Origin of the sequence: Jannaschia seohaensis (assembly GCF_900116765.1) — a bacterium.
GTDB classification, from domain to species: domain Bacteria; phylum Pseudomonadota; class Alphaproteobacteria; order Rhodobacterales; family Rhodobacteraceae; genus Jannaschia; species Jannaschia seohaensis.
In genome coordinates this window covers 511,318-532,944 of record NZ_UETC01000002.1, presented here as the reverse complement: position 1 = coordinate 532,944, position 21,627 = coordinate 511,318, and the positions used below count along the sequence as shown (strand labels likewise).

General features: G+C 67.7%; 18 protein-coding genes. 5 read left to right on the top strand and 13 right to left on the bottom strand.

The window, feature by feature from the left end:
* Window positions 1-46: 46 nt before the first annotated feature.
* Complete coding sequence (gene carA, locus DTQ71_RS07355; protein ID WP_109563616.1) at window positions 47-1,192, bottom strand: glutamine-hydrolyzing carbamoyl-phosphate synthase small subunit; 1,146 nt, start codon at window positions 1,190-1,192, stop codon at window positions 47-49.
* Window positions 1,193-1,339: 147 nt separating this feature from the next.
* Here carA and DTQ71_RS07350 point away from each other — a divergent pair, with 147 nt between their 5' ends.
* The 4 genes from DTQ71_RS07350 (at window position 1,340) to DTQ71_RS07335 (ending at window position 4,243) form a co-directional block, all read left to right on the top strand.
* Window positions 1,340-1,792: a GatB/YqeY domain-containing protein gene (locus tag DTQ71_RS07350; protein WP_109563615.1), complete on the top strand. Its 453-nt coding sequence runs from the start codon at window positions 1,340-1,342 to the stop codon at window positions 1,790-1,792.
* A 75-nt stretch (window positions 1,793-1,867) separates the two neighbouring features.
* Entirely contained in the window at window positions 1,868-2,986 is a 1,119-nt protein-coding gene (locus DTQ71_RS07345; RefSeq protein ID WP_109563614.1) for an AI-2E family transporter, read from the top strand.
* Entirely contained in the window at window positions 2,983-3,657 is a 675-nt protein-coding gene (locus DTQ71_RS07340; RefSeq protein WP_245947303.1) for a P-loop NTPase family protein, read from the top strand. The genes DTQ71_RS07345 and DTQ71_RS07340 overlap by 4 nt, the downstream gene beginning before the upstream one ends.
* Before the next feature lie 49 nt (window positions 3,658-3,706).
* On the top strand, window positions 3,707-4,243 hold the full coding sequence (locus tag DTQ71_RS07335) for a CIA30 family protein (protein WP_109563613.1): 537 nt from the start codon (window positions 3,707-3,709) through the stop codon (window positions 4,241-4,243).
* A gap of 91 nt (window positions 4,244-4,334) precedes the next feature.
* On the opposite strand, the gene DTQ71_RS07330 is transcribed toward DTQ71_RS07335, so the two are convergent.
* The gene (locus tag DTQ71_RS07330; RefSeq protein ID WP_109563612.1) at window positions 4,335-5,354 is read right to left on the bottom strand and encodes an aldo/keto reductase; all 1,020 of its coding nucleotides are present in this window, start codon (window positions 5,352-5,354) and stop codon (window positions 4,335-4,337) included.
* 263 nt (window positions 5,355-5,617) lie between these two features.
* Window positions 5,618-6,400, bottom strand: coding sequence for an exodeoxyribonuclease III (gene xth, locus DTQ71_RS07325; RefSeq protein WP_109563611.1), 783 nt, complete (start codon window positions 6,398-6,400; stop codon window positions 5,618-5,620).
* Between the two features lie 210 nt (window positions 6,401-6,610).
* Here xth and DTQ71_RS07320 point away from each other — a divergent pair, with 210 nt between their 5' ends.
* Window positions 6,611-6,826: a hypothetical protein gene (locus DTQ71_RS07320; RefSeq protein ID WP_109563610.1), complete on the top strand. Its 216-nt coding sequence runs from the start codon at window positions 6,611-6,613 to the stop codon at window positions 6,824-6,826.
* Window positions 6,827-6,877: 51 nt separating this feature from the next.
* Here DTQ71_RS07320 and DTQ71_RS07315 read toward each other — a convergent pair whose 3' ends face one another.
* From DTQ71_RS07315 to DTQ71_RS07270, 10 genes are all read right to left on the bottom strand, one after another.
* Window positions 6,878-8,491: an alpha-D-glucose phosphate-specific phosphoglucomutase gene (locus tag DTQ71_RS07315; RefSeq protein WP_109563609.1), complete on the bottom strand. Its 1,614-nt coding sequence runs from the start codon at window positions 8,489-8,491 to the stop codon at window positions 6,878-6,880.
* A complete protein-coding gene (gene glgX, locus DTQ71_RS07310) occupies window positions 8,488-10,581 on the bottom strand; it encodes a glycogen debranching protein GlgX (protein WP_109563608.1) in 2,094 nt (697 codons plus the stop codon). Before glgX ends, DTQ71_RS07315 begins: the two co-directional genes overlap by 4 nt.
* 1 nt (window position 10,582) lies before the next feature.
* Window positions 10,583-12,010, bottom strand: coding sequence for a glycogen synthase GlgA (gene glgA, locus DTQ71_RS07305; protein WP_109563607.1), 1,428 nt, complete (start codon window positions 12,008-12,010; stop codon window positions 10,583-10,585).
* Complete coding sequence (glgC, locus tag DTQ71_RS07300; RefSeq protein WP_109563606.1) at window positions 12,010-13,275, bottom strand: glucose-1-phosphate adenylyltransferase; 1,266 nt, start codon at window positions 13,273-13,275, stop codon at window positions 12,010-12,012. The genes glgA and glgC overlap by 1 nt, the downstream gene beginning before the upstream one ends.
* Before the next feature lie 27 nt (window positions 13,276-13,302).
* Window positions 13,303-15,492 carry a 1,4-alpha-glucan branching protein GlgB gene (gene glgB, locus DTQ71_RS07295; protein WP_109563605.1) on the bottom strand — a complete coding sequence of 730 codons (2,190 nt, stop codon included), beginning with the start codon at window positions 15,490-15,492 and terminating at the stop codon, window positions 13,303-13,305.
* A gap of 21 nt (window positions 15,493-15,513) precedes the next feature.
* Window positions 15,514-17,901, bottom strand: coding sequence for a glycogen/starch/alpha-glucan phosphorylase (locus DTQ71_RS07290; protein ID WP_109563604.1), 2,388 nt, complete (start codon window positions 17,899-17,901; stop codon window positions 15,514-15,516).
* A gap of 239 nt (window positions 17,902-18,140) precedes the next feature.
* Window positions 18,141-19,295 (bottom strand): amidohydrolase family protein, encoded by a 1,155-nt coding sequence (locus DTQ71_RS07285; protein ID WP_109563603.1) that lies wholly within the window; start codon window positions 19,293-19,295, stop codon window positions 18,141-18,143.
* A 1-nt stretch (window position 19,296) separates the two neighbouring features.
* Window positions 19,297-19,992 (bottom strand): ABC transporter ATP-binding protein, encoded by a 696-nt coding sequence (locus DTQ71_RS07280; RefSeq protein ID WP_109563602.1) that lies wholly within the window; start codon window positions 19,990-19,992, stop codon window positions 19,297-19,299.
* Window positions 19,985-20,704, bottom strand: coding sequence for an ABC transporter ATP-binding protein (locus tag DTQ71_RS07275; protein WP_109563601.1), 720 nt, complete (start codon window positions 20,702-20,704; stop codon window positions 19,985-19,987). The genes DTQ71_RS07280 and DTQ71_RS07275 overlap by 8 nt, the downstream gene beginning before the upstream one ends.
* On the bottom strand, window positions 20,692-21,621 hold the full coding sequence (locus DTQ71_RS07270) for a branched-chain amino acid ABC transporter permease (protein WP_109563784.1): 930 nt from the start codon (window positions 21,619-21,621) through the stop codon (window positions 20,692-20,694). The genes DTQ71_RS07275 and DTQ71_RS07270 overlap by 13 nt, the downstream gene beginning before the upstream one ends.
* Between the last annotated feature and the right edge of the window lie 6 nt (window positions 21,622-21,627).

Here is a 21,627-nt window from a genome sequence, read left to right as displayed (position 1 = left end):
GCCCTGTTGTCGTTAAGTTAGGGTTAACACCCCGCCGAAACCGGCGTCAGCCGCGCGCAGCTTCCATCGCGGCGGCGAAATCGTCGAAAAGATAGGCGCTGTCATGGGGGCCCGGGCTCGCCTCCGGGTGGTATTGCACCGAAAAGACCGGCCGGCCGGAGAGGCGGATGCCGCAATTCGACCCGTCGAAGAGCGAGACATGGGTCTCTTCCACCCCCGCCGGCAGGGTCTGGGCGTCGACAGTGAAGCCGTGGTTCATCGAGGTGATCTCGACCTTGCCGTCGCTGCGCCGCTGCACGGGATGGTTGGCGCCGTGATGGCCGTGGTTCATCTTCACCGTCCGCGCGCCCAGTGCCATGGCCAGCATCTGATGGCCGAGGCAGATGCCGAAGACGGGTAGGCCGGTTTCGACCATCTCCCTGATGGCGGGCACGGCATATTCCCCCGTCGCCGCCGGGTCGCCCGGCCCGTTCGACAGAAACAGCCCGTCGGGGTTCAGCGCCTTGATCTCCTGCGCGGTGGCCGTGGCCGGCAGCACCGTCACGTCGCAGCCGACATGGGCCAGCGAGCGCAGGATGTTGCGCTTGGCGCCGTAGTCGATGGCGACGACCTTGTATTTCGGTGCCGTTTGCCGGCCATAGCCATCGGGCCAGGACCATTTCGTCTCGTCCCAGCGGTAGGATTGCGCGGTGGTGACCTCTTTCGCCAGATCCATCCCCTCCAGCCCGCGGAAGGCGCGGGCCCGGGCGACGAGATCCTCGATGTCGAACTTGCCTTCGGGATCATGGCACAGGGCCACATGCGGGGCGCCCTGCTGCCGGATGGCGCGGGTCAGGCGGCGGGTATCGACCCCGCCCATCCCGATCCGGCCCCGCGCGGCCAGCCAGCTCTCCAGGTCGCGGGTGGCGCGCCAATTCGACGGCTCGGTCGGGTCCCACTTCACCACCATGCCCGCGGCGACCGGGTCGGAGGTCTCGTCATCTTCGGGCGTGATGCCGGTATTGCCGATATGCGGGAAGGTGAAGGTCACGACCTGCCCTGCATAGGAGGGGTCGGTCATGATCTCCTGATAGCCGGTCATCGCGGTGTTGAAGCACAGCTCCGCCACCGCGGTCCCCGTTGCGCCGAAGCCTCGGCCCATGAAGATCGTTCCGTCGGCGAGGGCGAGGCAGGCGGTCGGGGTCTGGGCCATGGGGCATGTCCTGGGTCGAAGGGGGGCGGGCAAACGCATCCGCGTGTAGGAGCGCGGGCCCGGGGCGTCAAGCCGGCGCGCGGGGCGTTGCGGGCCGCGCCCGGACCGGGTAATGCGGCGGTTCGCCTCCCTGGGAAAGGACGAGCCATGGAATTGCGCGACAAGCTGACCGCCGGGCTGAAGGCTGCGATGCGCGAGAAGGACGCGGTCCGGCTGGGCACGCTGCGGCTGATCAACGCCGCGATCAAGGACCAGGACATCGCCCTGCGGACACAGAACAAGACCGTGGGCGACCCGGAGATCACCGCCATCCTCGCCAAGATGGTCAAGCAACGCCACGAAAGCGCCCGCGCCTACGAAGAGGCGGGCCGTCTGGAACTGGCCCAGCAGGAGCAGGACGAGATCAAGGTCATCGAGGAGTTCCTGCCACGCCAACTGTCCGAGGAACAGGTCGAGGCCGCGATCGACGGGGCGATCTCGGAGACCGGGGCGACCAGCCTGCGCGACATGGGCCGCGTCATGGGGGTGCTGAAAAGCCGCCATCCGGGCCAGATGGATTTCGGCAAGGCCGGCCCGATGGTGAAAGCGCGCTTGGCCTGACGCCATGCGGGCCTCGCCCTTGCATGGATCGCCGCGCGCGGCCATCTGAGAGGGGCATTTCATAAGGGGACGGTCATGGCGCTGCCGGTGCGGCAACAGGTGACATATTGGGGGGCGGCCGCGGCGGCCTTTCTCGCGATCCTCTGGTTCCTGGGGCCGATTCTGCTGCCCTTCGTCGTGGGGGGCGCCATCGCCTATATGCTGGACCCAATCGCGGACCGGCTGCAGCGCTTGGGCCTGCCGCGGGTGGCTGCGACGGCGTTGATCACCCTCGTCGCCGTCCTCGGCCTTCTGTTGGTGATCGCCTTCGTCATCCCGACCTTGATTCATCAGGCGACCTCCCTCGTTCGGGCCGCGCCGACCTATTTCGAGGCGCTGCGGGAATGGCTCACGATGCGTTTTCCGTCGCTGGTCGAAGACGGCAGCCTCGTGCGCACCGGCCTGTCGGATCTGGGCGAATTGCTGCGCGCCCGCGGCGGCGAGTTGGCGCAGCAATTGGTCGCCGGCGTCTTCGGCGTGGTCAACGCGCTGGTCTTCATCGTTGTTGTCCCGGTCGTCGCCTTCTACCTGCTGCTCGACTGGGACAACATGGTCGCCCGCATCGACGACCTGCTGCCCCGCGACCATGTCGATACCATCCGCCGTCTCGCGCGCGAGGTGGATGCGACCCTCGCCTCCTTCGTGCGCGGGCAGGGGACGGTCTGCCTCATTCTGGGGACGTTCTATTCCGTCGCGCTGATGACGGTGGGGCTGCAATTCGGTCTCGTGGTGGGGGCGGTGGCCGGACTCATCACCTTCATCCCCTATGTTGGCGCGCTGGTCGGCGGGGCGCTGGCCATCGGCCTCGCGCTGTTCCAATTCTGGGGGGAGTGGACGTCCATCGGGCTGGTCGCCGCCATCTTCGTGTCCGGGCAGTTCCTGGAGGGCAATATCCTGACGCCCAAGCTGGTGGGCGAGAGCGTTGGCCTGCACCCGGTCTGGCTGCTCTTGGCGCTGTCGGCCTTCGGGGCGATCTATGGCTTCGTCGGCATGCTGGTCGCGGTGCCGGTGTCGGCGGCGCTGGGCGTGGTGACACGCTTCCTCGTGGGGGAATATAAGGCAAGCCTGCTCTATCGCGGCCGCCACCCCGAGGCGGAGGCACCGCCACCGACCCTGACGGATCCGCGCTCCGACCCGAGGGACGCTGCCGAGTGACTCCGCGCCAGACCATCATCGACCTGCCGCGCCTGAATCAGCGCAGCCGGGCGGATTTCATGTCCTCCCCCGTCAACGAGACGGCGCTGGCACTGTTCGACCGTTGGCCCGACTGGCCCGACCGGCGCCTCGCCCTCGTTGGGCCGGAGGGGGCGGGGAAGTCGCATCTCGCCGCCGCCTGGGCCGGGAGGACGGGCGCGCGGGTCGTGGCCGCCGCCGATTTGGCCGAAGACGATATCCCCGCCCTGGCCGAGGGCCCCGTCGCGGTCGAGGACGCCGATCGCGGCCTCACGCTTGAGCGGGAGCGCGCGCTTTTCCACCTCTGGAACACGCTAGGCGCGGCCGGGCAGAGCCTGCTGCTCACGGGGCGCCGCGCGCCGTCCGACTGGGGCGTGCGGCTGCCGGACCTTGCCTCGCGCCTTGCCTCGCTCACCCCCGCCCGCCTGGGCGAGCCGGACGAAGCGCTGCTGCAAGCCGTGCTGCTAAAGCTCTTCGCGGATCGTCAGATCGCGCCGCGCCCCGCCCTGGTGCAGTATCTGCTGCCGCGGATGGAGCGCAGCTTCGCCGCCGCCCATGCCCTCGTCGACCGCCTCGACCGGGAGGCGCTGGCCCAGGGCCGGGCCGTCGACGTGCCGCTCGCCCGCAGGCTCCTGGAGATCGACGCGCCGTAGAATCCGGCCCGCCCCACGCTACGTCCCGGCCAGGACCGGAGTGCCCGCCATGACCCGCCGCACCCTTCTCGCCTCCGCCGCCGCCAGCGGGCTGGCCAGCAGCCTTCCCGCCGCGGAGACAAGCGCGTCGCTCGCTCTCCACTGGGGCTATGTCGCCGACACGGTGATGGGGGGCGTCTCGACCGGCCGCCTCACGCGGGCGCGTCTGTCCGGAACCGAAGCCGCGCGTCTGACGGGCGAGGTCTCGACCGCGAACAATGGCGGCTTCATCCAGATCGCCGCCGATCTGCCGGAGGGCGTCGACGCCGCCGCCTGGTCCGGGATCGAGATCGACGTGATCGGCAATGGCGAGATCTATGACCTGCGGCTGCGCACCACGGCCCTCACCCGGCCCTGGCAGTCCTACCGCCTGTCTTTCGAAGCCCCCTCGGCCTGGGGGACGCTCCGCGCCTCCTGGGACAGCTTCGCCGCGCATCGCACCTCCGCGCCCTTCGACCCGGCCGAACTCCGCCGCATCGGCGTCCTCGCCATCGGGCGGGAGTTCAGAGCGGATATCGCCGTGGGGGCCGTGCGTCTCTGGCGCTGATGGAAGGTCGCAGCCCAAAAGCGCCTGCGTCCCCCTGCTTCTTCTGGCCAAAAATACTCAGGGCGCGCCGCCCGCGGCCGGCACCGCCCCCTCAATAGGGCGCCGGATAGGTCCGATGGACCTCGTCGACCGCGGCGACCAGTTCCTCCGACAGCACAAGGCCCGCGCCCTTCAGCGCATGGTCCAGCTGCGACACGGTCGTTGCCCCGATGATGGCGGAGCAGGCGAAGGGCCGGCTCTGCAACCAGGCCAGCGCCATATGGACGGGATCGACCCCATGGGTCCGCGCGAGCTCCAGATAGGCCGCGACGGTCGCATCCACCCGGTCCGACCAGCGCCCGCTGAGCCCGGGGCTGATCGACCGGCGCGAGCCCTCGGGGATCGCTCCGCCCTGATACTTGCCCGTGAGAAGCCCCGTCGCCAGCGGCGAGAAGGCGAGCATCGTGATCTGGTCGTGATACATCAGTTCCGCCAGATCCGTGTCCGCGAAGCGGCAGAGCAGCGAGTATTCGTTCTGCACGGACACCGGTCGTGCGGACCCGTCCCCCGCCAGCCGAAGCCACTGCGCCAGCCCCCAGGTCGTCTCGTTCGACAGGCCGAAGGACCGGATCGTGCCGCGCGCCACCTCCCGCTCTAGCGCGGCCGTGCAATCGGCGAGGTTCTGCAGGATGGCCGCCCGGTCCCCCTCGGGCCGGTAGGTCCAGTTCTTACGGAAATGGTAGGAGCCGCGATTGGGCCAGTGCAGCTGGTAGAGGTCGATGGTCTCGGATTGCAGGCGCTTCAGGCTGGCCTCGATGGCGGCGGGGATCGTCTCGGCGGTGATCTCTCCGGAATAGTCACCGGGCCCGAGATGCTTGGTCGCCACCCGCAGCCGCCCGGCATTCCCTTTGGCGAGCCAGTTGCCCACGATCTCTTCGGTGCGGCCGAGGGTCTCCTTGGTGACCGGGTTGACCGGATACATCTCGGCAGTGTCGAGCCAGGTCACGCCCGCCTCGGCCGCCATGTCCATCTGCCTGTGGCTGTCCGCCTCCGAGGTCTGGGTGCCGAAAGTCATGGTGCCGAGCATGATCTCGGAGATGGTGTCGTTCGGACCCAGGGGGACGGTGCGCATCGCGTGCCTCTTCTTGCGGTGATGGGCGGAGAGTAGGGGATGCGCGCCGGAGGTAAAGTCTGGCGCGGAAGGAGGGTCCGGGGGACGCCCCCCGGACCCCCGATCCCGGGCCGATGCGCCCCTCAGCCGCGCCGCGCCCGCGGCCGATGTCCCGCCGTGAGTATTTGCGAACCCGTGATGGGAGCAGCGGCGCGCGCTCTTCTTCCCTGTTCAAATATCCCCGCCGGAGGCGCACGGCGCGGCCGGGCGATCCCGCTGGGAGGTCAGGCGTCCAGGGTGAGCCACACAGGCACGTGGTCCGAGGGCTTCTCGCGGCCGCGCAGCTCGGTCTGGATGGTGCAGTCGGTCATACGGTCGGCCACGGCGGGCGAGAGCAGGAAATGGTCGATCCGGATGCCGTCGTTTCGGCTCCAGGCGCCGGCCTGGTAGTCCCAGAAGCTGTAATGGCCCGGCCCTTGGACGCGGGCGCGGAAGGCGTCGGTCAGGCCGAGATTGAGGAGGCGGCGCCATGCTCTGCGGGTCTCGGGCAGGCCGAGCGCGTCCTTGGCCCAGGCTTCGGGGCGGGCGGCATCGCGATCTTCGGGGATGACGTTGAAGTCGCCGGTCATCAGGAAAGGCTCTTCGGCGGCGAGCAGCTCCCGCGCGCGGGCCTCCAGCCGCGCCATCCACGCAAGCTTGTAGTCGTATTTCGGTCCCGGCGCCGGGTTCCCGTTGGGCAGGTAGAGGCCGCAGATGCGCACCGCGCCGCCCGCGCCGATGGCCGTGCCCTCGATATAGCGGGCCTGTTCGTCCGCGTCGTCGCCGGGCAGGCCCCGCGTCACGTCTTCCAGCGGCGTCTTCGACAGCAGGGCCACGCCGTTGAAGCCCTTCTGCCCGTGGGTGTGCAGCTCATAGCACGCCTCCTCCGCGATCTCGCGGGGGAAGGCCTCGTCCGTCGATTTGATTTCTTGCAGAACGGCGATGTCGGGCGCGTCCTCCCGCAGCCAGTCGGAGACGGCGCCATAGCGCGCCTTGATGCCGTTCACGTTGAAGGTCGCGATTTTCATGGGGTCGGCTTAGGCGCTCGCGGGGGCCGTGTCACGGGGGGACGGCGCTCCGTCATCGGATAACACGCGGCGGCGGGCCTGCCGTGATCGCATATCCGGGGCCACCGGCGGCATGGATGGGCCTGTTCTTAGTGCGTGGCGGCGGGGTGAAAGCGTCCCCTTCGCCGCGCCACGGTCCGACATATGAATCCCGTCACGGAGATAAGATCCATGAAGACCCTCCTTCCCCTCGCCCTCGCCACGTCCCTGCTGGCGGGCTGCAATACCGGCTTCATCGACAGCGATGTCGAGCGCGGCCTTGTCGGCGCGGCTGTCGGCTATGGCACGGCGCGGGCCATCGACGGCAACGGGGACCGTGGCGCGATCATCGGGGGCCTGGCGGGTGTGTTCTGCGACGATGCGGGCTTCTGCCGCCGGAGCTACTGAGGCCGGGCCTAATGAGGCCGGAGGCGGGCGCCCGAGGGCGCCCGCGCGGGGTCACGTCGTGACGTCGGGTTCCGTCCGGCCGATATGGCTCTGGAAGCCGGCCAGTTCCATCGTCGCCGCCCGCACGGCGTCGAGCTTGGTGGGGTCGTCCAGCACTTCGCCGTCGAACGCCTCCAGATAGCAGCGGATCGTCGCGCCCTCGGTCCCCGTGCCTGAGGTGCGCAGAACGGCGCGCGCGCCGCCCTCGTACCAGATGCGCAGGCCCTGGCCGTGGCTCTCTGAGCCATCGACCGGGTCGTGGTAGCTGAACTCGTCGGCCTTCTCGACGGTGAGACCCGCGAAGCTCTGGCCGGGCAGGGCGCCCAGCCGGTCGCGCACGCCGTCCATCAGGGCGCTGGCGGCCTCGGTCGGGACGGCCTCATAATCGAGCCTTGTGTAGTAGTTGCGCCCATAGGTCGCCCAGTGGTCCTGCATCACTTCGGCCACCGACGCCTTCCGCGCGGCCAGCAGGTTGAGCCAGAACAGCACGGCCCAGAGCCCGTCCTTCTCGCGCACATGGTCGGAGCCGGTCCCGGCGCTCTCTTCGCCACAGATCGTGACCTTGCCGGCATCCAGCAGGTTGCCGAAGAACTTCCATCCGGTGGGCGTCTCGTAGATGCCGATGCCGAGCTTTTCGGCCACGCGGTCGGCGGCGGCACTGGTCGGCATGGAGCGCGCCACGCCCGCGAGGCCCTTGGCATAGGCCGGGATGTGGGTCGCGTTGGCGGCGAGCACGGCGAGACTGTCCGAGGGCGACACATAGCAGCCCCGCCCGACGATCATATTGCGATCGCCGTCGCCGTCCGAGGCGGCGCCGAAATCGGGGGCGTTCGGACCCATCATCCTGTCCATCAGCGTCTTGGCCCAGACCGGGTTCGGGTCCGGGTGGCCGCCGCCGAAATCCGGGCTGGGCGTGCCGTTGACGACCGAGCCCGCGGGCGCGCCCAGCGTGCCTTCGATGATCTTGGTCGCATAGGGGCCGGTGACGGCATGCATGGCGTCGAAGCTGATGGTGAAGCCGCCGGCGATCATAGCGCGAATGGCGCCGAAGTCGAAGATCGAGGCCATCAGCGCCTCGTAATCCGCGACCGGGTCCACCACCGTCACGGCCATGTCGCCCACCGAAGTCTCGCCCAGCGTGCCGAGATCGACATCGGCCACGTCCAGCTTGTGATAGGCGTCGATCTCCTTGGTGCGGGCGAAGATCGCGTTGGTCACGCCTTCGGGGGCGGGGCCGCCATTGGGGGTGTTGAACTTGACGCCGAAATCCTCGTCGGGCCCGCCGGGATTGTGGCTGGCCGAGAGGATGATCCCGCCATCGGTCTTGTTGAGCCGGATCAGATGCGAGGCGGCGGGCGTCGAGAGCAGGCCGTCCTGGCCCACGATCACCCGGGCGGCGCCGTTGGCGGCGGCCATCTTGAGGATCGTCTGGATCGCCTCGGCATTGAAATAGCGCCCGTCGCCACCGACGACGAAGGTCTTGCCCGCTGCCCCGCCGATCCCGTCGAAGATGCTCTGGACGAAATTCTCCAGATAGCCGGGCTGCATGAACATGCGGGTCTTCTTGCGCAGGCCCGAGGTGCCGGGCTTCTGTCCGTCGATGGGCTGGGTGGCGTGGCGGGTCATAGGGGACCTCCTGTCATGTCAATCGAGAGGGCCAGGACCGAGGCGCCCGCGATGGCGGCCGTGCCGGTCTCGGCGGTGGGGGCCGCGTCGGGGGCGGCGGTGTCGATCCTGCGAACCCAGCGCCCGCCCGAGGGCGGGCGCGGCAGCTTCACCCGGCCCGGCTTTTCCGAGCGGTTGAAGGCAAGCAGCACGGCGTCGGCATCGTCCTCGCCCACGGTGGTCTCGGCCGAGGAGCGCAGGACCAGCACCAAGCGATCGAGCCCGGGGTCGCGCCATTCCAGCGGCTGACCCGCGAAGTCGCGCCACACCACATCGGGCAGGGCATCGGCCGCGCGCTTGCGCCCGTGCAGGAAATGAAGCTGCCGCAGCACCGAATGCTGGCGGCGGAAGGCCGAAAGGCGCGAGACGAAGGCGGTCAGCGCCGCATCCCCCGTCCAATCCACCCAGCCTATCTCGTTGTCCTGGCAATAGGCGTTGTTGTTGCCGCCTTGGGAATTGCCCATCTCGTCCCCGGCCAGGATCATCGGCGTCCCTTGGGACAGGAAAACCGTGGCCAGCAGGTTGCGCGCGCGCTGGGCGCGGGCGGCCAGGATCTCCGGGTCGTCGGTCGGCCCTTCCACGCCCATATTGTCCGAGACGTTATGGGAATGGCCGTCCCGATTGTCCTCCAGATTGGCTTCGTTGTGTTTTTCGGCATAGGCGCAGGTATCGGCCAGGGTGAAGCCGTCATGGGCGGTGACGAAATTCACGCTGGCCCAGGGCCGCCGCCCGTCCCGGTCGAACGGGTCGGCGGAGCCCAGCAGCTTGCCGCCCAGGCTTTGCGTCGCATGGGGATCGCCGCGCCAATAGCCCCGCACCGTGTCGCGGAAGGTGTCGTTCCACTCGCTGAACTCGTGCGGGAAGCTGCCCAGCTGATAGCCGCCCGGGCCGATATCCCAGGGTTCCGCGATGAGCCGCGTCTTGCTTAGGACCGGGTCCTGCCGCAGCGCGTCGAAGAAGCCGCCATGCGGGTCGAAGCCATGCGCCTCGCGCCCGAGCGTCGTGGCGAGGTCGAAGCGGAACCCGTCCACCCCCATCTGCGTGACCCAGAAGCGTAGGCTGTCCAGCACCATGCGCAGCACATAGGGTCGCGTCAGGTCCAGCGTGTTGCCGGTCCCCGTGTCGTTCACGTAGAACCGCCGCTGCCCCGGGATCAACCGGTAATAGCTGGCATTGTCGAGACCGCGATAGCAGAGCGTCGGCCCCAGATGGTCGCCCTCGGCGGTGTGGTTGTAGACCACGTCCAGGATCACCCGGATCCCCGCCTCGTGGAAGCGCCGCACCATGTGGCGGAAGCCGGCGAAACCCGCAGGCCCGAAGTAACGCGGGCTGGGGGCGAAAAAGCCTATGGTGTTGTAGCCCCAGTAGTTCCGCAGCCCCTTGTCGAGCAGAAATCCGTCATCCGGAAAGGCATGCACCGGCAACAATTCGACCGTGGTCACACCCAGCTTGTCGAGATGGTCCAGGATCGGGTCGGCGCAGAGCCCCTCATAGGTGCCGCGCAGGCGCTCTTCGATGTCGGGATGCTGGATCGTCAGGCCCTTGGGATGGGCTTCGTAGATCAGCTCCGACAGGGGGCGACCGTCGAGCGGCGCGAGCGCTGGCTCGAACAGATCAGGATGGGAGATGACGGATTTCGGGACATAGGCCGCGCTATCGGCCTTGGACGGGGTCCGATCCCGTTCGGGGTGGGCGAGGTCGAACCCGTAGGTCGCGGGATCGTTGGTGAAGTCGCCCGAAAGCTCCCGCGTGTAAGGGTCGATCAGCAGCTTGTGGGGGTTGAAGCGATGGCCCTGATCCGGCGCATAGAGCCCATGGGCGCGGTAGCCGTAGAGCGTGCCATAGGGCAGGCCGGGGACATAGCCGTGCCAGACTGGCCCCGTGCGCTCGGGCAGGGTCAGCCGAGCGGTTTCCTTGCGGCCGTCCTCGGAAAAGAGGCACAGCTCGATCCGGTCCGCATTGGCGGAGAAGACGGCGAAATTCGCGCCGTCCCCGTCATGGGTCACGCCCATGGTATGGGCCGTGCCGGCCCGGATGTCATAGGTGGTCATGTCAGCCCAGAGAGCGGAAGAGGGAGAGGTAAGCTTGTGCTGACGAATTCCACCCGACCGGCTGCTTCATTCCCCGGCGCTGCATCGCGGCCCAGCCCGTCTGATCCTCGAAGAGATCGCAGGTCCGGTTGATGGCGTCTTGCAGGCCCAGCGCGTCGATGGGGGAGAATTGCACGCCCGTCGCCACGCCCGCCTCGATCGCGGCCGGATTGGCGTCGATCACCGTGTCGGCCAAGCCGCCCGTGCGGGCGACGACCGGCACCGTGCCATAGCGCAATCCATAGAGCTGGGTCAGCCCGCAGGGCTCGAAGCGGGAGGGGATGAGGATCGCGTCGCTGCCGCCCTGCATCAGGTGGGACAGACCTTCGTCATATCCGATCACCGTGCCGATCCGGCCGGCGTGGCGTGCGGCCGCACCGGAGAACGCGTCCTCCATCCATTTCTCGCCACTGCCCAGCAGGGCCAGGCGCGCGTCCCGCGCGAGCAGGGTCGGGATCGCCTCCAGCAGCAGGTCCAGTCCCTTCTGCTCGGTCAGGCGCGAGACGACGCAGAAGAGCGGTCCGCTGCCGGGCTCCAGCCCGAACCGGACCATGAGCGCGTCGCGATTGGCGGCCTTCCTGCCCAGGGTGCGGGCGCCGTAGGGCGCAGGCAGGGCTGGGTCGGTCTCGGGGTTCCAGGCGTCCAGGTCGATGCCGTTCACGATCCCCGACAGGTCCGCGCGGCGGGCGCGCATCACGCCGTCCAGCCCCATGCCGAACTCTCCACGCATCAGCTCGCGCGCATAGGTCGGGGAGACGGTGGTGATCCGGTCGCAGGCCATGAGCCCGGCCTTGAGATAGCTGAAGCCGCCATAATACTCGCCCCGATCGACGCTGTGCCAGTGCCCCGGCAGGCCAATCTGCCCCAGGATCTCGGGGCCGAATACACCTTGGAAGGCGATGTTGTGGATGGTCACGACCGAAGGCACCCGCGTGCCCGCCTCGGCCAGATAGGCGGGCACGAGCCCCGCCTGCCAGTCATGGGCGTTGACCACGTCCGGCGCCCAATCGCCCAGCGCGCCCTGGGCCACCATCGCGCCGACGCGCGACAGGGCGGCGAAGCGTGCCCAATTGTCGTGCCAGTCCCGCCCATCGGGGCCGAGATAGATATTGCCCGGCCGGTCGTAGAGATGCGGCGCATCGAGCAGGAGCAGGTCGACGCCCTGCGCCTCGATCGCCAGGACGCGCGCGGGCCCGCCCATCAGGTCGTCGAGCGCCATCACCTCCGCGCCCTGCGCGACCTGCGCCGAGAGGGCGGGGTAGGCGGGCAGCAGGACGCGGACGCGGGCACCCAGCGGCGCCAGCGCCTTGGGCACCGCGCCGATGACATCGGCCAGCCCGCCCGTCTTTACGAAGGGCGCGCATTCCGAGGCGACGAAGAGGATCTGCATCAGGCGTCCAGCGCGTCGATCATCTTCTGGGTGATCAGGCAGACGCCATTCTTGGTCCGGCGGAAGCGCCGTTCGTCCGCCTCGGCGTCATAGCCGACGGTCAGGCCCTCGGGGATCTTGACCCCCCGGTCGATGACCACGTTCTTCAGCTTCGCTTTCCGCCCGATCTCGGCATAGGGCATCGCCACAACGCCCGAGAGCTCGGAATAGCTATGCGCCCGCACGCCGGTGAATAGCAGGCAGCGGTCCAGGGACGAGCCCGAGATGATGCACCCGCCCGAGACCATCGAGGATGTCGCAGACCCGCGCCGCCCCTCTTCATTGTGGATGAACTTGGCGGGGGGTGTCAGCTCGGAATAGGTCCAGATCGGCCATTCGTTGTCGAAAAGGTCCAACTCAGGCGTGAAATCGGTCAGGTCGATATTTGCCTGCCAGAAGGCGTCGACCGTGCCGACATCGCGCCAATAGGCCTTCTTCTCGATGCCGGTCTTCACGCAGGACCGGCTGAACGGGTGTGCGACGGCCAAGCCGGTCTCGACGATCTTGGGGATGATGTTCTTGCCGAAATCGTTCTCGCTGCTCTCGTCGGCCGCGTCCTCTTCGAGCAGCTTATATAGGTATTCCGCCTCGAAGACGTAGATCCCCATCGACGCCAGAGCGAGATCCGGATGGCCGGGCATCGCCGGAGGATCGGCCGGCTTTTCCATGAAGTCCAGGATCTTGTCGTTCTCGTCGACATGCATCACGCCGAAGGCCGACGCTTCCTCCCGGGGCACCTCGACGCAGCCGACGGTGACGTCGGCGCCGCTGTCGACATGGTGCTTGATCATCAGGGAGTAGTCTTGCTTGTAGATATGGTCCCCGGCCAGGATCAGGATGTATTTCGGCCCGTATCCCTTGATGATGGCGATGTTCTGAGCGACCGCGTCCGCCGTGCCCTTATACCAGTTGTCGTTCCCCATCTGTTGCGACGCGGGCAGGATATCGAGCCCTTCGTTGCGTTCGGCCCGGAAGAAGGACCAGCCGCGCTGAAGGTGGCGGATCAGCGAATGCGCCTTGTATTGCGTGGCCACGGCGATGCGGCGGATGCCCGAGTTCACCGAGTTCGACAGCGGAAAGTCGATGATCCGGGTCTTGCCGCCGAAATACATCGCCGGTTTCGCGCGGATATCCGTCAGCTCGTAAAGACGGCTGCCCCGGCCTCCGGCCAGAATGAAGGCCATGCTTTGTTGTGCCAGGCGCAGCGCTTCGCGATCGTTGCTCATTGCGGGTCTCCTCCTCCCTTTTGTTCCTTAACGCTCCAGCTCGAAGATGAGCGTCGAGAGCGGCGGCACGTCCATCACGATGGAGTGCGGCCGACCCGCACTGGCCACCTCCTCCGTCATGTGCGCGTCCGCGGTTTGCGTGCCGGTGCCGCCATAGGCGGCGGCGTCCGTGTTCATGCGCAGCACCCACCGGCCCGGCTCGGACACGCCGATCCGGCGGCCGGGACGATGCACCGGCGTCATGTTGCACACGACCAGGGCCGGGGGCGTGCCCTCGGCACCCTGGCGGAGCCAGACGAACATCGATTCCTCGACCGCGCCGCCCTCGACCCAATCGAAGCCCTCGGCCTTCGTGTCGCGCTCATGGAGCGCGGGGACGGCGCGGTAGGTGGCGTTGAGATCCCGCACGAGGTCTTGCATGCCCTTGTGCAGCGGGTGGTCCAGCAGATGCCAGTCGAGCGAGGCGTTATGGTTCCATTCGCGCCCCTGGGCGAACTCGCAGCCCATAAACAAAAGCTTCTTGCCCGGATGCGCCCACATGAAGCCGAGATAGGCGCGCATATTGGCGAATTTCTGGTCGCCGTCGCCGGGCATCTTGTCCAGCAGCGAGCCCTTCCCGTGCACCACCTCGTCATGGCTGATCGGCAGGATGAAATTCTCCGAGAAGGCGTAGTGCAGCCCGAAGGTCATCAGACCGTGATGGTATTTCCGGTTGATCGGGTCTTCGGCCATGTAGCGGAGGGTGTCGTTCATCCACCCCATGTTCCACTTGTAGCCAAAGCCCAGCCCGCCGCCATCGACCATGCCGGTCACGCCCGGGAAGGCGGTCGACTCCTCGGCGACGGTGACGCAGCCCGGGTGCTCCGCATAGGCGGTCATATTGGTCGATTGCAGGAAGGCGATGGCTTCCAGGTTCTCTCGGCCGCCATCCTTGTTGGGGATCCACTCCCCGTCCTTGCGGCTGTAGTCGCGGTAGAGCATCGAGGCAACCGCGTCGACGCGCAAGCCGTCCACGTGATGCTCGTCCAGCCAATAGAGCGCGTTGGCCGTCAGATAGTTGGACACCTCGCGCCGGCCGTAATTGAAGACCAGCGTGTTCCAGTCCGGGTGGAAGCCTTCCCGCCGGTCGGCATGCTCATAGAGGTGCGAGCCGTCGAACCAGCCCAGGCCATGCTGGTCCTCGGGGAAGTGCCCGGGCACCCAGTCCAGGATCAGACCCAGACCTGTCGCATGGCAGGCCTCCACGAAGGCGCGGAACTCCTGAAGGGTGCCGTGGCGGATGGTCGGCGCATAGAGGCCGATGGGCTGATACCCCCAGGAGCCGTCGAAAGGGAACTCGCTGATCGGCATCAACTCGATATGGGTGAAGCCCATATCCTTGACGTAAGCCGTCAGATCGCGCGCCAGCTCTAGGTAGGAGAGCGGGCGGTTGCCCTCCTCGGGGACCCGCTTCCAGGAGCCGAGATGCACCTCGTAGATCGAGACCGGCGCGTCGATGGCGATACGGTCGGCGCGCGTGCCCATCCAGTCGGCGTCGGACCAGTCGAAGCCGTCCAGGCTGCGCACGATGGAGGCGGTGGCCGGCGGATGTTCGGCCCCGAAACCGAACGGGTCGGCCTTCTGCGGCAGGAGATGCCCGTCGGGCCCGAGCAACTCGTACTTGTAGCGTTCCCCGTCGCCGATCTCGGGAATGAAGATCTCCCATACGCCGGTCGCGCCCCGGCGGCGCAGGACGTGGCGCCGTCCGTCCCAGACGTTGAAATCGCCCACGACCGACACCCGCTTGGCGGTCGGCGCCCAGACCGCGAAATGCGTGCCCTGAACGCCCTCATGGGTCATCACATGCGCGCCCAGGACGCGCCACAGCTGCCGGTGGGAGCCTTCGCCGATGAGATGCTCGTCGAGATCGCCCATGACGGGGCCGAAGGCGTAAGGGTCGCCCGTCTCCCAGCTGCTGTCGTGATTGGTCACATGCAGCCGGTAGGCGAAGCGGTTCTTGCGGCGCGTCACCGCCTCGAAGACGCCGTCGCGGACGGGATTCAATTCCGCGATCCGGCGTCCTGTCTTGGCGTCCCGCGCCGTGATGGATACCGCGCCCGGAATATAGGCGCGTATCGCGAGCTTTCCTCCGACCTCGTGCAGGCCCAGTACCGAAAACGGGTCGTCATGGGTGCCTGCGACGAGGCGATCGATGTCTTGCTCGGATAGTCCGGTCATGCGGTCCCCTTTGATTTCCCCTTACAGCAACGACGCCGCGTTCCAAATGTTCCCGGCATAGCCCGAGATCGTGCGATCCGAGCTGAACCAGCCCATCCGCGCCGTTTGCAGCGCGGCTTTGCGCGTCCAGTCCGACTGATCGCGATAGGCGGCGTCGATCTCTCTCTGTGTGGCGTAATAACTGTCGAAGTCCGCGGTGACGAGGAAGTAATCGCTGTCCCACAACATCCCCAGGATGTCGCCATAGCGCGCCTCGCCCCCCGTGAAGAGCCCGTTCGCGATCTGACCCAGCACCCGTTTGAGCCGCGGGCTTGCCTCGATGGCGGAGCGGGCATGGCCGGGCTTGGTGCGGCGCTGGCGGACTTCTTCGGCGGTCAGGCCGAAGAGGAAGAAGTTCTCCGCGCCCACATGCTCTCGGATCTCGACATTGGCGCCGTCCAGCGTGCCGATGGTCAGCGCGCCGTTGAGGCTGAGCTTCATGTTGCCGGTGCCCGACGCCTCCTTGCCGGCCGTGCTGATCTGCTCCGAGAGGTCGCAGGCGGGGATCAGCCGCTCGGCCATCGAGACGTTGTAGTTCTCGGGATAGACCACCTGCAGCAGGTCGCGCGTCACGGGATCGGCGTTGATGGTGGCGCCGACATCGTTGATCAGCCGGATGATCGACTTGGCCATGACATAGCCGGGCGCGGCCTTGCCGCCGAAGATCTTCACCCGCGGCGTCCAGTCCCCGTTCGGGTTGTCACGTATGTCGTTCCACAGCGCGACGGTCTCCAGGATGTTGAGCAGCTGGCGCTTATACTCGTGGATGCGCTTGATCTGGATGTCGAACATCGCGTCCGGGTCGACCGACGCCCCGTGGACCTGCCGCAGCCAGTCCGACAGCTTGGCCTTGTTTGCGCGCTTGGCATCAGCAAAGCGGGCGTCGAAGGCGGCGGTGCCGATATGCGGCTCCAGCTCCCGCAGGCGCTCCAGGTCGGCGACCCAGCCCTCGCCGATCGTCTCGGTGATGAGCGCGGAGAGCGCCGGGTTGGCGGAATGCAGCCAGCGCCGGGGCGTGACGCCGTTGGTCTGGTTCACGATCCGGTCGGGATAAGCCTTGTGCAGGTCGGCAAAGAGCGTCTCCTTCACCAGTTCGGTATGCAGCGCCGAGACGCCGTTCACCTTATGCGCCATCACGAAGGCCAACTCGCCCATCCGCACCTCGCCATGATCGAGGATTGCGGTGCCGGTCTCGTCCAGCGAGGCCATGTTGAGCAGGCAGATGATTGCATAGTGCCGGGGCAGGACATGCTTCATCAGGCCCTCGGACCAACGCTCCAGCGCCTCGGGCAGCAGGGTGTGGTTAGTGTAGCCCAGGCAGGCGCGCGCGGTCTTGACCGCTGTCTCGAATTCCATCCCGTGCTCGTCCACCAGCAGGCGGATCAGCTCCGGCCCGGCCAGCGCCGGGTGGGTGTCGTTGAGCTGGATCGCGGCATAGTCGGGCAGGGTCGAGAGCGCGCGGCCCTCCTTCAGGTGCCGCCGCACGAGGTCGCGCAGCGAGGCGGCGACGAAGAAATATTCCTGCTTGAGGCGCAGCTCGCGCCCCTGCTCGGTGGTGTCGTCGGGATAGAGGACGCGGCTGAGCGTGCGGGCCAGCGCTTCGGAGGCGGAGGCGCCGATATAGTCGCCCCGGTTGAACGCCGCGAGGTCGAAATGAACCACGGGCTTCGCCGACCAGAGGCGCAGCGTGTTGACCCACTTGGCCTGCCAACCCACCGTGGGCGTGTCATAGGCCTGGGCGATCACCTCTTGGGCGGGGTGCCAGGTGGCGCGGCCCTCGGCGTCGTAATCGACATGGCCGCCGAAGCCGATGCGGTAGGCGACCTCGGGGCGCTCGAATTCCCAGACATGCTGCTCGGCGAGCCAGGCCTCGGCGGTCTCGACCTGCACGCCCTTTTGGAAATGCTGCTCGAAGAGGCCGTGTTCATAGCGGATGCCATAGCCATGGGCCGGGATGCCCAGAGTCGAGAGGCTGTCCATGAAGCAGGCGGCGAGACGGCCCAGGCCGCCATTGCCCAGGGCGGCGTCCGGCTCCTGCGCGGCCAGGGCGGTATAGTCCTGGCCCAGTTGCGCCATCGCCTCGCGGGCGACGTCCTCAAGGCCGAGATTTATCGTGACGTCCTCGATCAGCCGGCCGATCAGGAATTCGAGCGAGAGGTAATAGACCTCCTTGCCGCCGGTCTCGGAGGTTCGCTGAAGGCTGTCGAGCCAGGGCGTGACGACTCGGTCGCGGATCGCGAGCGACAGGGCCACGCGCCAGTCATGGTCGGTGGCCGAGGACTGCCGCTTGGCGAGCGTGGTCTGGAGGTGCGCGAGCACGTCCTGAGCCAGGGCTTCGGCAGTAGGCGGGGTGATCGTGTCTTTTGGCATGAAGCTGATCCTTCAAGGCGCGGACAGGGTCCGAAGCGCTTTGGGGGCCGGACGAAAGACGCCAGCGTCGCTGCGCATGTATCCTGCGACGCCCCGAACGTCACGCCCCTTCGTGAAGCTGCGACATCCGTGCAACAGGTTGCCGGTTTTCGCGTAGGCCGAGCGCAGCCCTCTGTTGCGACGGTCCGGACCCTCCCTCCGCTGAGAACCGTCCGGCCGGTGATCGAGCATGCGGGCGCTCAGACCACCGAGGGCAGCCGCGTTGCGGGCGGCGTGTTGCGGCTGCGCATGGAGGTGACCTTCCCGTCGATGATGGTCATGCCCACGCCGGGCAGGTTCCCGAGCTTCACCGATTCCAGCAGATCCGCCCCCGGCGCATGCTGCGCTTGGTCCATGAGCACGAAATCCGCCGCGCGCCCCGCCTCGATCATGCCGACATCCAGCTCGCGCCGCCGCGCCGTGTTGCCGGTGGCAAAGCAAAAGGCGATCTCGGCGGGCACGTCGCCCAGGCTCGACAGCATCGCCACCATCCGCAGGATGCCCAGCGGCTGCACGCCCGAGCCCGCGGGCCCGTCGGTCCCGAGGATGATCTGGTCGAGCTTGCCCAACTCCTGCGCGGTCTTGAGAGTCAGCAGGGCCGCGCGCTCGTTCCCGTTATGGACGATCTCCAGCGCCGCTGTCGCATGTTCGCAGATCCGGCAGATCTGGTCGTCGGGCAGGGCAGAGTGGCCGCCGTTGATATGGCCCACCACGTCCGTCCCGGTCTCCAGCACCATATCCGCGTCGATCAGGCCCGAGCCGGGGATCGACGGCCCGCCCGTGTGGATCGTCGACTTCATGCCCAGCTCCCGCGCCCAGCCGATCATCTCGTTGGCGGTTGTCCCGTCCTTGACGGTGCCGAGGCCCACCTCCCCGATCAGTCGCACGCCTGCCTCGGCCATCTGCTCGAAGTGATGCCGCTCCAGCCCCTTTTGGAGCAGCGGCGCGCCCGCATGGACCTTCATGCCCGAGGGGCGGAGGTTGTCGTACCAGCGCTGCGCCGCGATCGCCATGGCGACAGTGCCCACGGGGTCGTTGGGGCGGCCGGGCATATGCACCTCGCCCGCCGAGATGATCGTTGTCACGCCGCCATGCAGGGTCGAATCGATCCAGTGGAGCTGTTGCTGCCGGGGCGTGTAGTCGCCCACGACCGGGTGGACATGGCTGTCGATCAGGCCGGGGCAGAGCGTCACGCCATTGGCGTCGACGGTGACATCCGCCCCCTCGGTGTCGAGATCGCTCCCCCATTCGGTGATCCGCCCATCCACGGCGATCAACGTGTCGCCGTCCAGACGCGGCTCTTCGATTCGGCCTGAAAGGATGCTTCCGATGTTGCGGATGACGAGCTTGGCCATGTCAGACTCCCAGGCGGTGGTGGAGGAGGTCGGGATCGGCGTGGAGCCGCGCCGCGTCGGCGGTTTCGACCGAACGTCCGGTCTCCAGAAAGACGGCCCGGTCGGCGAGTGCAAGGATCGCGTCCATCCGCTGCTCGACCAGCAGGATGGCATAGCCCTCGTCGCGCATCTTCACGGTCACGTCGCGGATCAGCTCGATCATCGAGGGCTGAAGCCCTTCGGTCGGCTCGTCCAGCAGCAGCACCTTGGGCCGCAGGCAGAGCGCGCGGGCGGTCGCCAGCATCTGCTGTTCCCCGCCCGAGAGCGTGCCCGCCTGCTGGTTCAGCCGCTCCCGCAGGCGGGGGAAGAGATCGAGCACCCATTCCCGGGTGGCGCGCCCTTCGCCGCGGGTCATCAGCCCGACCTCGATGGTCTCGGCCACGGTCAATTCCTTGAACAGGCGGCGGCCCTGGGGGACGTAGCCGATCCCGCGCTTCGGGATCTCGTGGGCGGGCAGGTCGTGGAGCGCCTCGCCGTCCAGCGTGACCGTGCCGGAGGTCAGCGGCAACAGCCCCATCAGCGCCTTGAGCGTGGAGGTCTTGCCCGCGCCGTTGCGCCCCAGAAGGCAGGTGATCTCGCCCGCCCGCGCGGTCAGGGAGACGTCGTGCAGCACCTCGACAGGGCCATAGCCGGCGCGGAGCGAGGTCGCCTCAAGCATCCGCCGTCCCCAGATAGGCAGACTGCACGGCCCGGTCGGCGCGAATCGCCTCGGGCGCGCCCGAGGCCAGCACCTGTCCCTGGTCGAGCACGACGATATGGTCGGCGAGTTGCATCACCACATCCATATTGTGCTCGATCAGCAGGATCGTCGCCTCGCCCGCCAGCCCGCGGACGAGGTCGATGAAGCCGGCGACCTCGCTCTCGGCGAGGCCCTGGGTCGGCTCGTCCAGGATGAAGAGCCGCGGGTCCTGCGCCAGGCCCATCGCGATCTCCAGCAGGCGCTGGTGCCCGTAGCTCAGATCGCCCGCCAAGGCGTTGCCGCGCCCGTTCAGCCCAACGCGGGCCAGGGTGTCGCGAACCTTCGCGTCGAGATGGGCCGCGTCGGTGGTGCGCCGCGCGGCCAGGGCCACGTTCTCGGCCACGTCGAGACCCGGGAAGATCGAGGTGATCTGGAACGTATAGGCCATGCCCAGCGCGATCCGCGCATGGGCGGGCAGGGCGGAGATGTCGCGCCCCTCGAAGATCACCTGCCCCCGCGTGGCCGGAATGCGCCCCGTGACCATGCCGACGAAGGTGGACTTGCCCGCACCGTTCGGCCCGATCAGCGCGGTAATCCGGCCGCGCGGCAGTTCGAAATCCACGTCCGTATTCGCGGCGAGACCGCCATAGAGCTTGGTTAGGCCCTTGGTCTCCAGAATCACGGAAGCCATGGCAGCCTCCGCTTGATGAGCCCGGCGATGCCCTGGGGCGCGAAGAGCGTCAACAAGACCAGCGCCACGCCAACGATGAGCAGATAGGCCAACGTGATGCCGGAGGCTGTGTCGATCAGGTAGAACATGAAGAACACCCCGATCAGCGGGCCGATGGTCGTGCCCGCCCCGCCCAAGAGCACCCAGAGCAGCGGGAAGATGCTATAGGGCACGGCGGCGAAGCTGGCCCCGACATAGCCGAAGAGCAGCGCATAGGCCGCCCCGGCCAGTCCCGACAGCGCGCCCGAGAGGGTGATCGCGATCAGCTTCAGCCGCGTCGCGTCATAGCCCAGCATCCGCGTCCGCTCCTCGTTCTCGCGGATGGCGACCAGGGTGCGGCCCAGGCGCGACCGCACCAGCCGCCCGGTCGCCAGAAGGACCAAGGCGAACAGGATCAGCGCCGCGGCGAAGCGCTCGGTCTCGCCCGAGAGGTCGATGCCAAAGACGATCCGTGCTTCGGAGGGCACGACGAACCCTTCGTCGCCCCGCGTATAGGTGCCGAAATGCAGGATCGTCAGATAGGCCGCCTGCGCGAACATCAGCGTCACGATCATGAACGCGACGCCCGCCGTCCTGAGCGCCAACGCCCCCACGACCAGACCCAGCGCGGCCCCGGCGAGGATGCCCAGCGCAAAGGCGGGCAGGGCGGGCACGCCCGCCAGTTGGGCGGTCAATCCGTAGCCATACATGCCGGCGGCGAAGAACATCGCATGGCCGAGGCTCAGCAGCCCCGTATAGCCGAACAGCAGGTTGTAGCCGATGGCATAGATCGCCAGCACCATGATCCGGCTGAGATTGCCCGCGTAATAGGTCGGCAAGGTCAGGAACAGCACGACCAGAGCCGCGATCACGCCCAGATGCAGCAGATCGGTGCGCAGCCGGTC

What these genes read in the sequence shown, in the direction of transcription:
- carA (WP_109563616.1), bottom strand. Translation starts at nt 1,192, where the DNA reads ATGGCCCAGACCCCGACCGCCTGCCTCGCCCTCGCCGACGGAACGATC.
- DTQ71_RS07285 (WP_109563603.1), bottom strand. Translation starts at nt 19,295, where the DNA reads ATGGCCAAGCTCGTCATCCGCAACATCGGAAGCATCCTTTCAGGCCGA.
- DTQ71_RS07330 (WP_109563612.1), bottom strand. Translation starts at nt 5,354, where the DNA reads ATGCGCACCGTCCCCCTGGGTCCGAACGACACCATCTCCGAGATCATG.
- glgA (WP_109563607.1), bottom strand. Translation starts at nt 12,010, where the DNA reads ATGCAGATCCTCTTCGTCGCCTCGGAATGCGCGCCCTTCGTAAAGACG.
- DTQ71_RS07280 (WP_109563602.1), bottom strand. Translation starts at nt 19,992, where the DNA reads ATGCTTGAGGCGACCTCGCTCCGCGCCGGCTATGGCCCTGTCGAGGTG.
- DTQ71_RS07335 (WP_109563613.1), top strand. Translation starts at nt 3,707, where the DNA reads ATGACCCGCCGCACCCTTCTCGCCTCCGCCGCCGCCAGCGGGCTGGCC.
- DTQ71_RS07350 (WP_109563615.1), top strand. Translation starts at nt 1,340, where the DNA reads ATGGAATTGCGCGACAAGCTGACCGCCGGGCTGAAGGCTGCGATGCGC.
- glgX (WP_109563608.1), bottom strand. Translation starts at nt 10,581, where the DNA reads ATGACCACCTATGACATCCGGGCCGGCACGGCCCATACCATGGGCGTG.
- DTQ71_RS07320 (WP_109563610.1), top strand. Translation starts at nt 6,611, where the DNA reads ATGAAGACCCTCCTTCCCCTCGCCCTCGCCACGTCCCTGCTGGCGGGC.
- glgB (WP_109563605.1), bottom strand. Translation starts at nt 15,492, where the DNA reads ATGACCGGACTATCCGAGCAAGACATCGATCGCCTCGTCGCAGGCACC.
- DTQ71_RS07275 (WP_109563601.1), bottom strand. Translation starts at nt 20,704, where the DNA reads ATGGCTTCCGTGATTCTGGAGACCAAGGGCCTAACCAAGCTCTATGGC.
- xth (WP_109563611.1), bottom strand. Translation starts at nt 6,400, where the DNA reads ATGAAAATCGCGACCTTCAACGTGAACGGCATCAAGGCGCGCTATGGC.
- DTQ71_RS07290 (WP_109563604.1), bottom strand. Translation starts at nt 17,901, where the DNA reads ATGCCAAAAGACACGATCACCCCGCCTACTGCCGAAGCCCTGGCTCAG.
- glgC (WP_109563606.1), bottom strand. Translation starts at nt 13,275, where the DNA reads ATGAGCAACGATCGCGAAGCGCTGCGCCTGGCACAACAAAGCATGGCC.
- DTQ71_RS07315 (WP_109563609.1), bottom strand. Translation starts at nt 8,491, where the DNA reads ATGACCCGCCACGCCACCCAGCCCATCGACGGACAGAAGCCCGGCACC.
- DTQ71_RS07345 (WP_109563614.1), top strand. Translation starts at nt 1,868, where the DNA reads ATGGCGCTGCCGGTGCGGCAACAGGTGACATATTGGGGGGCGGCCGCG.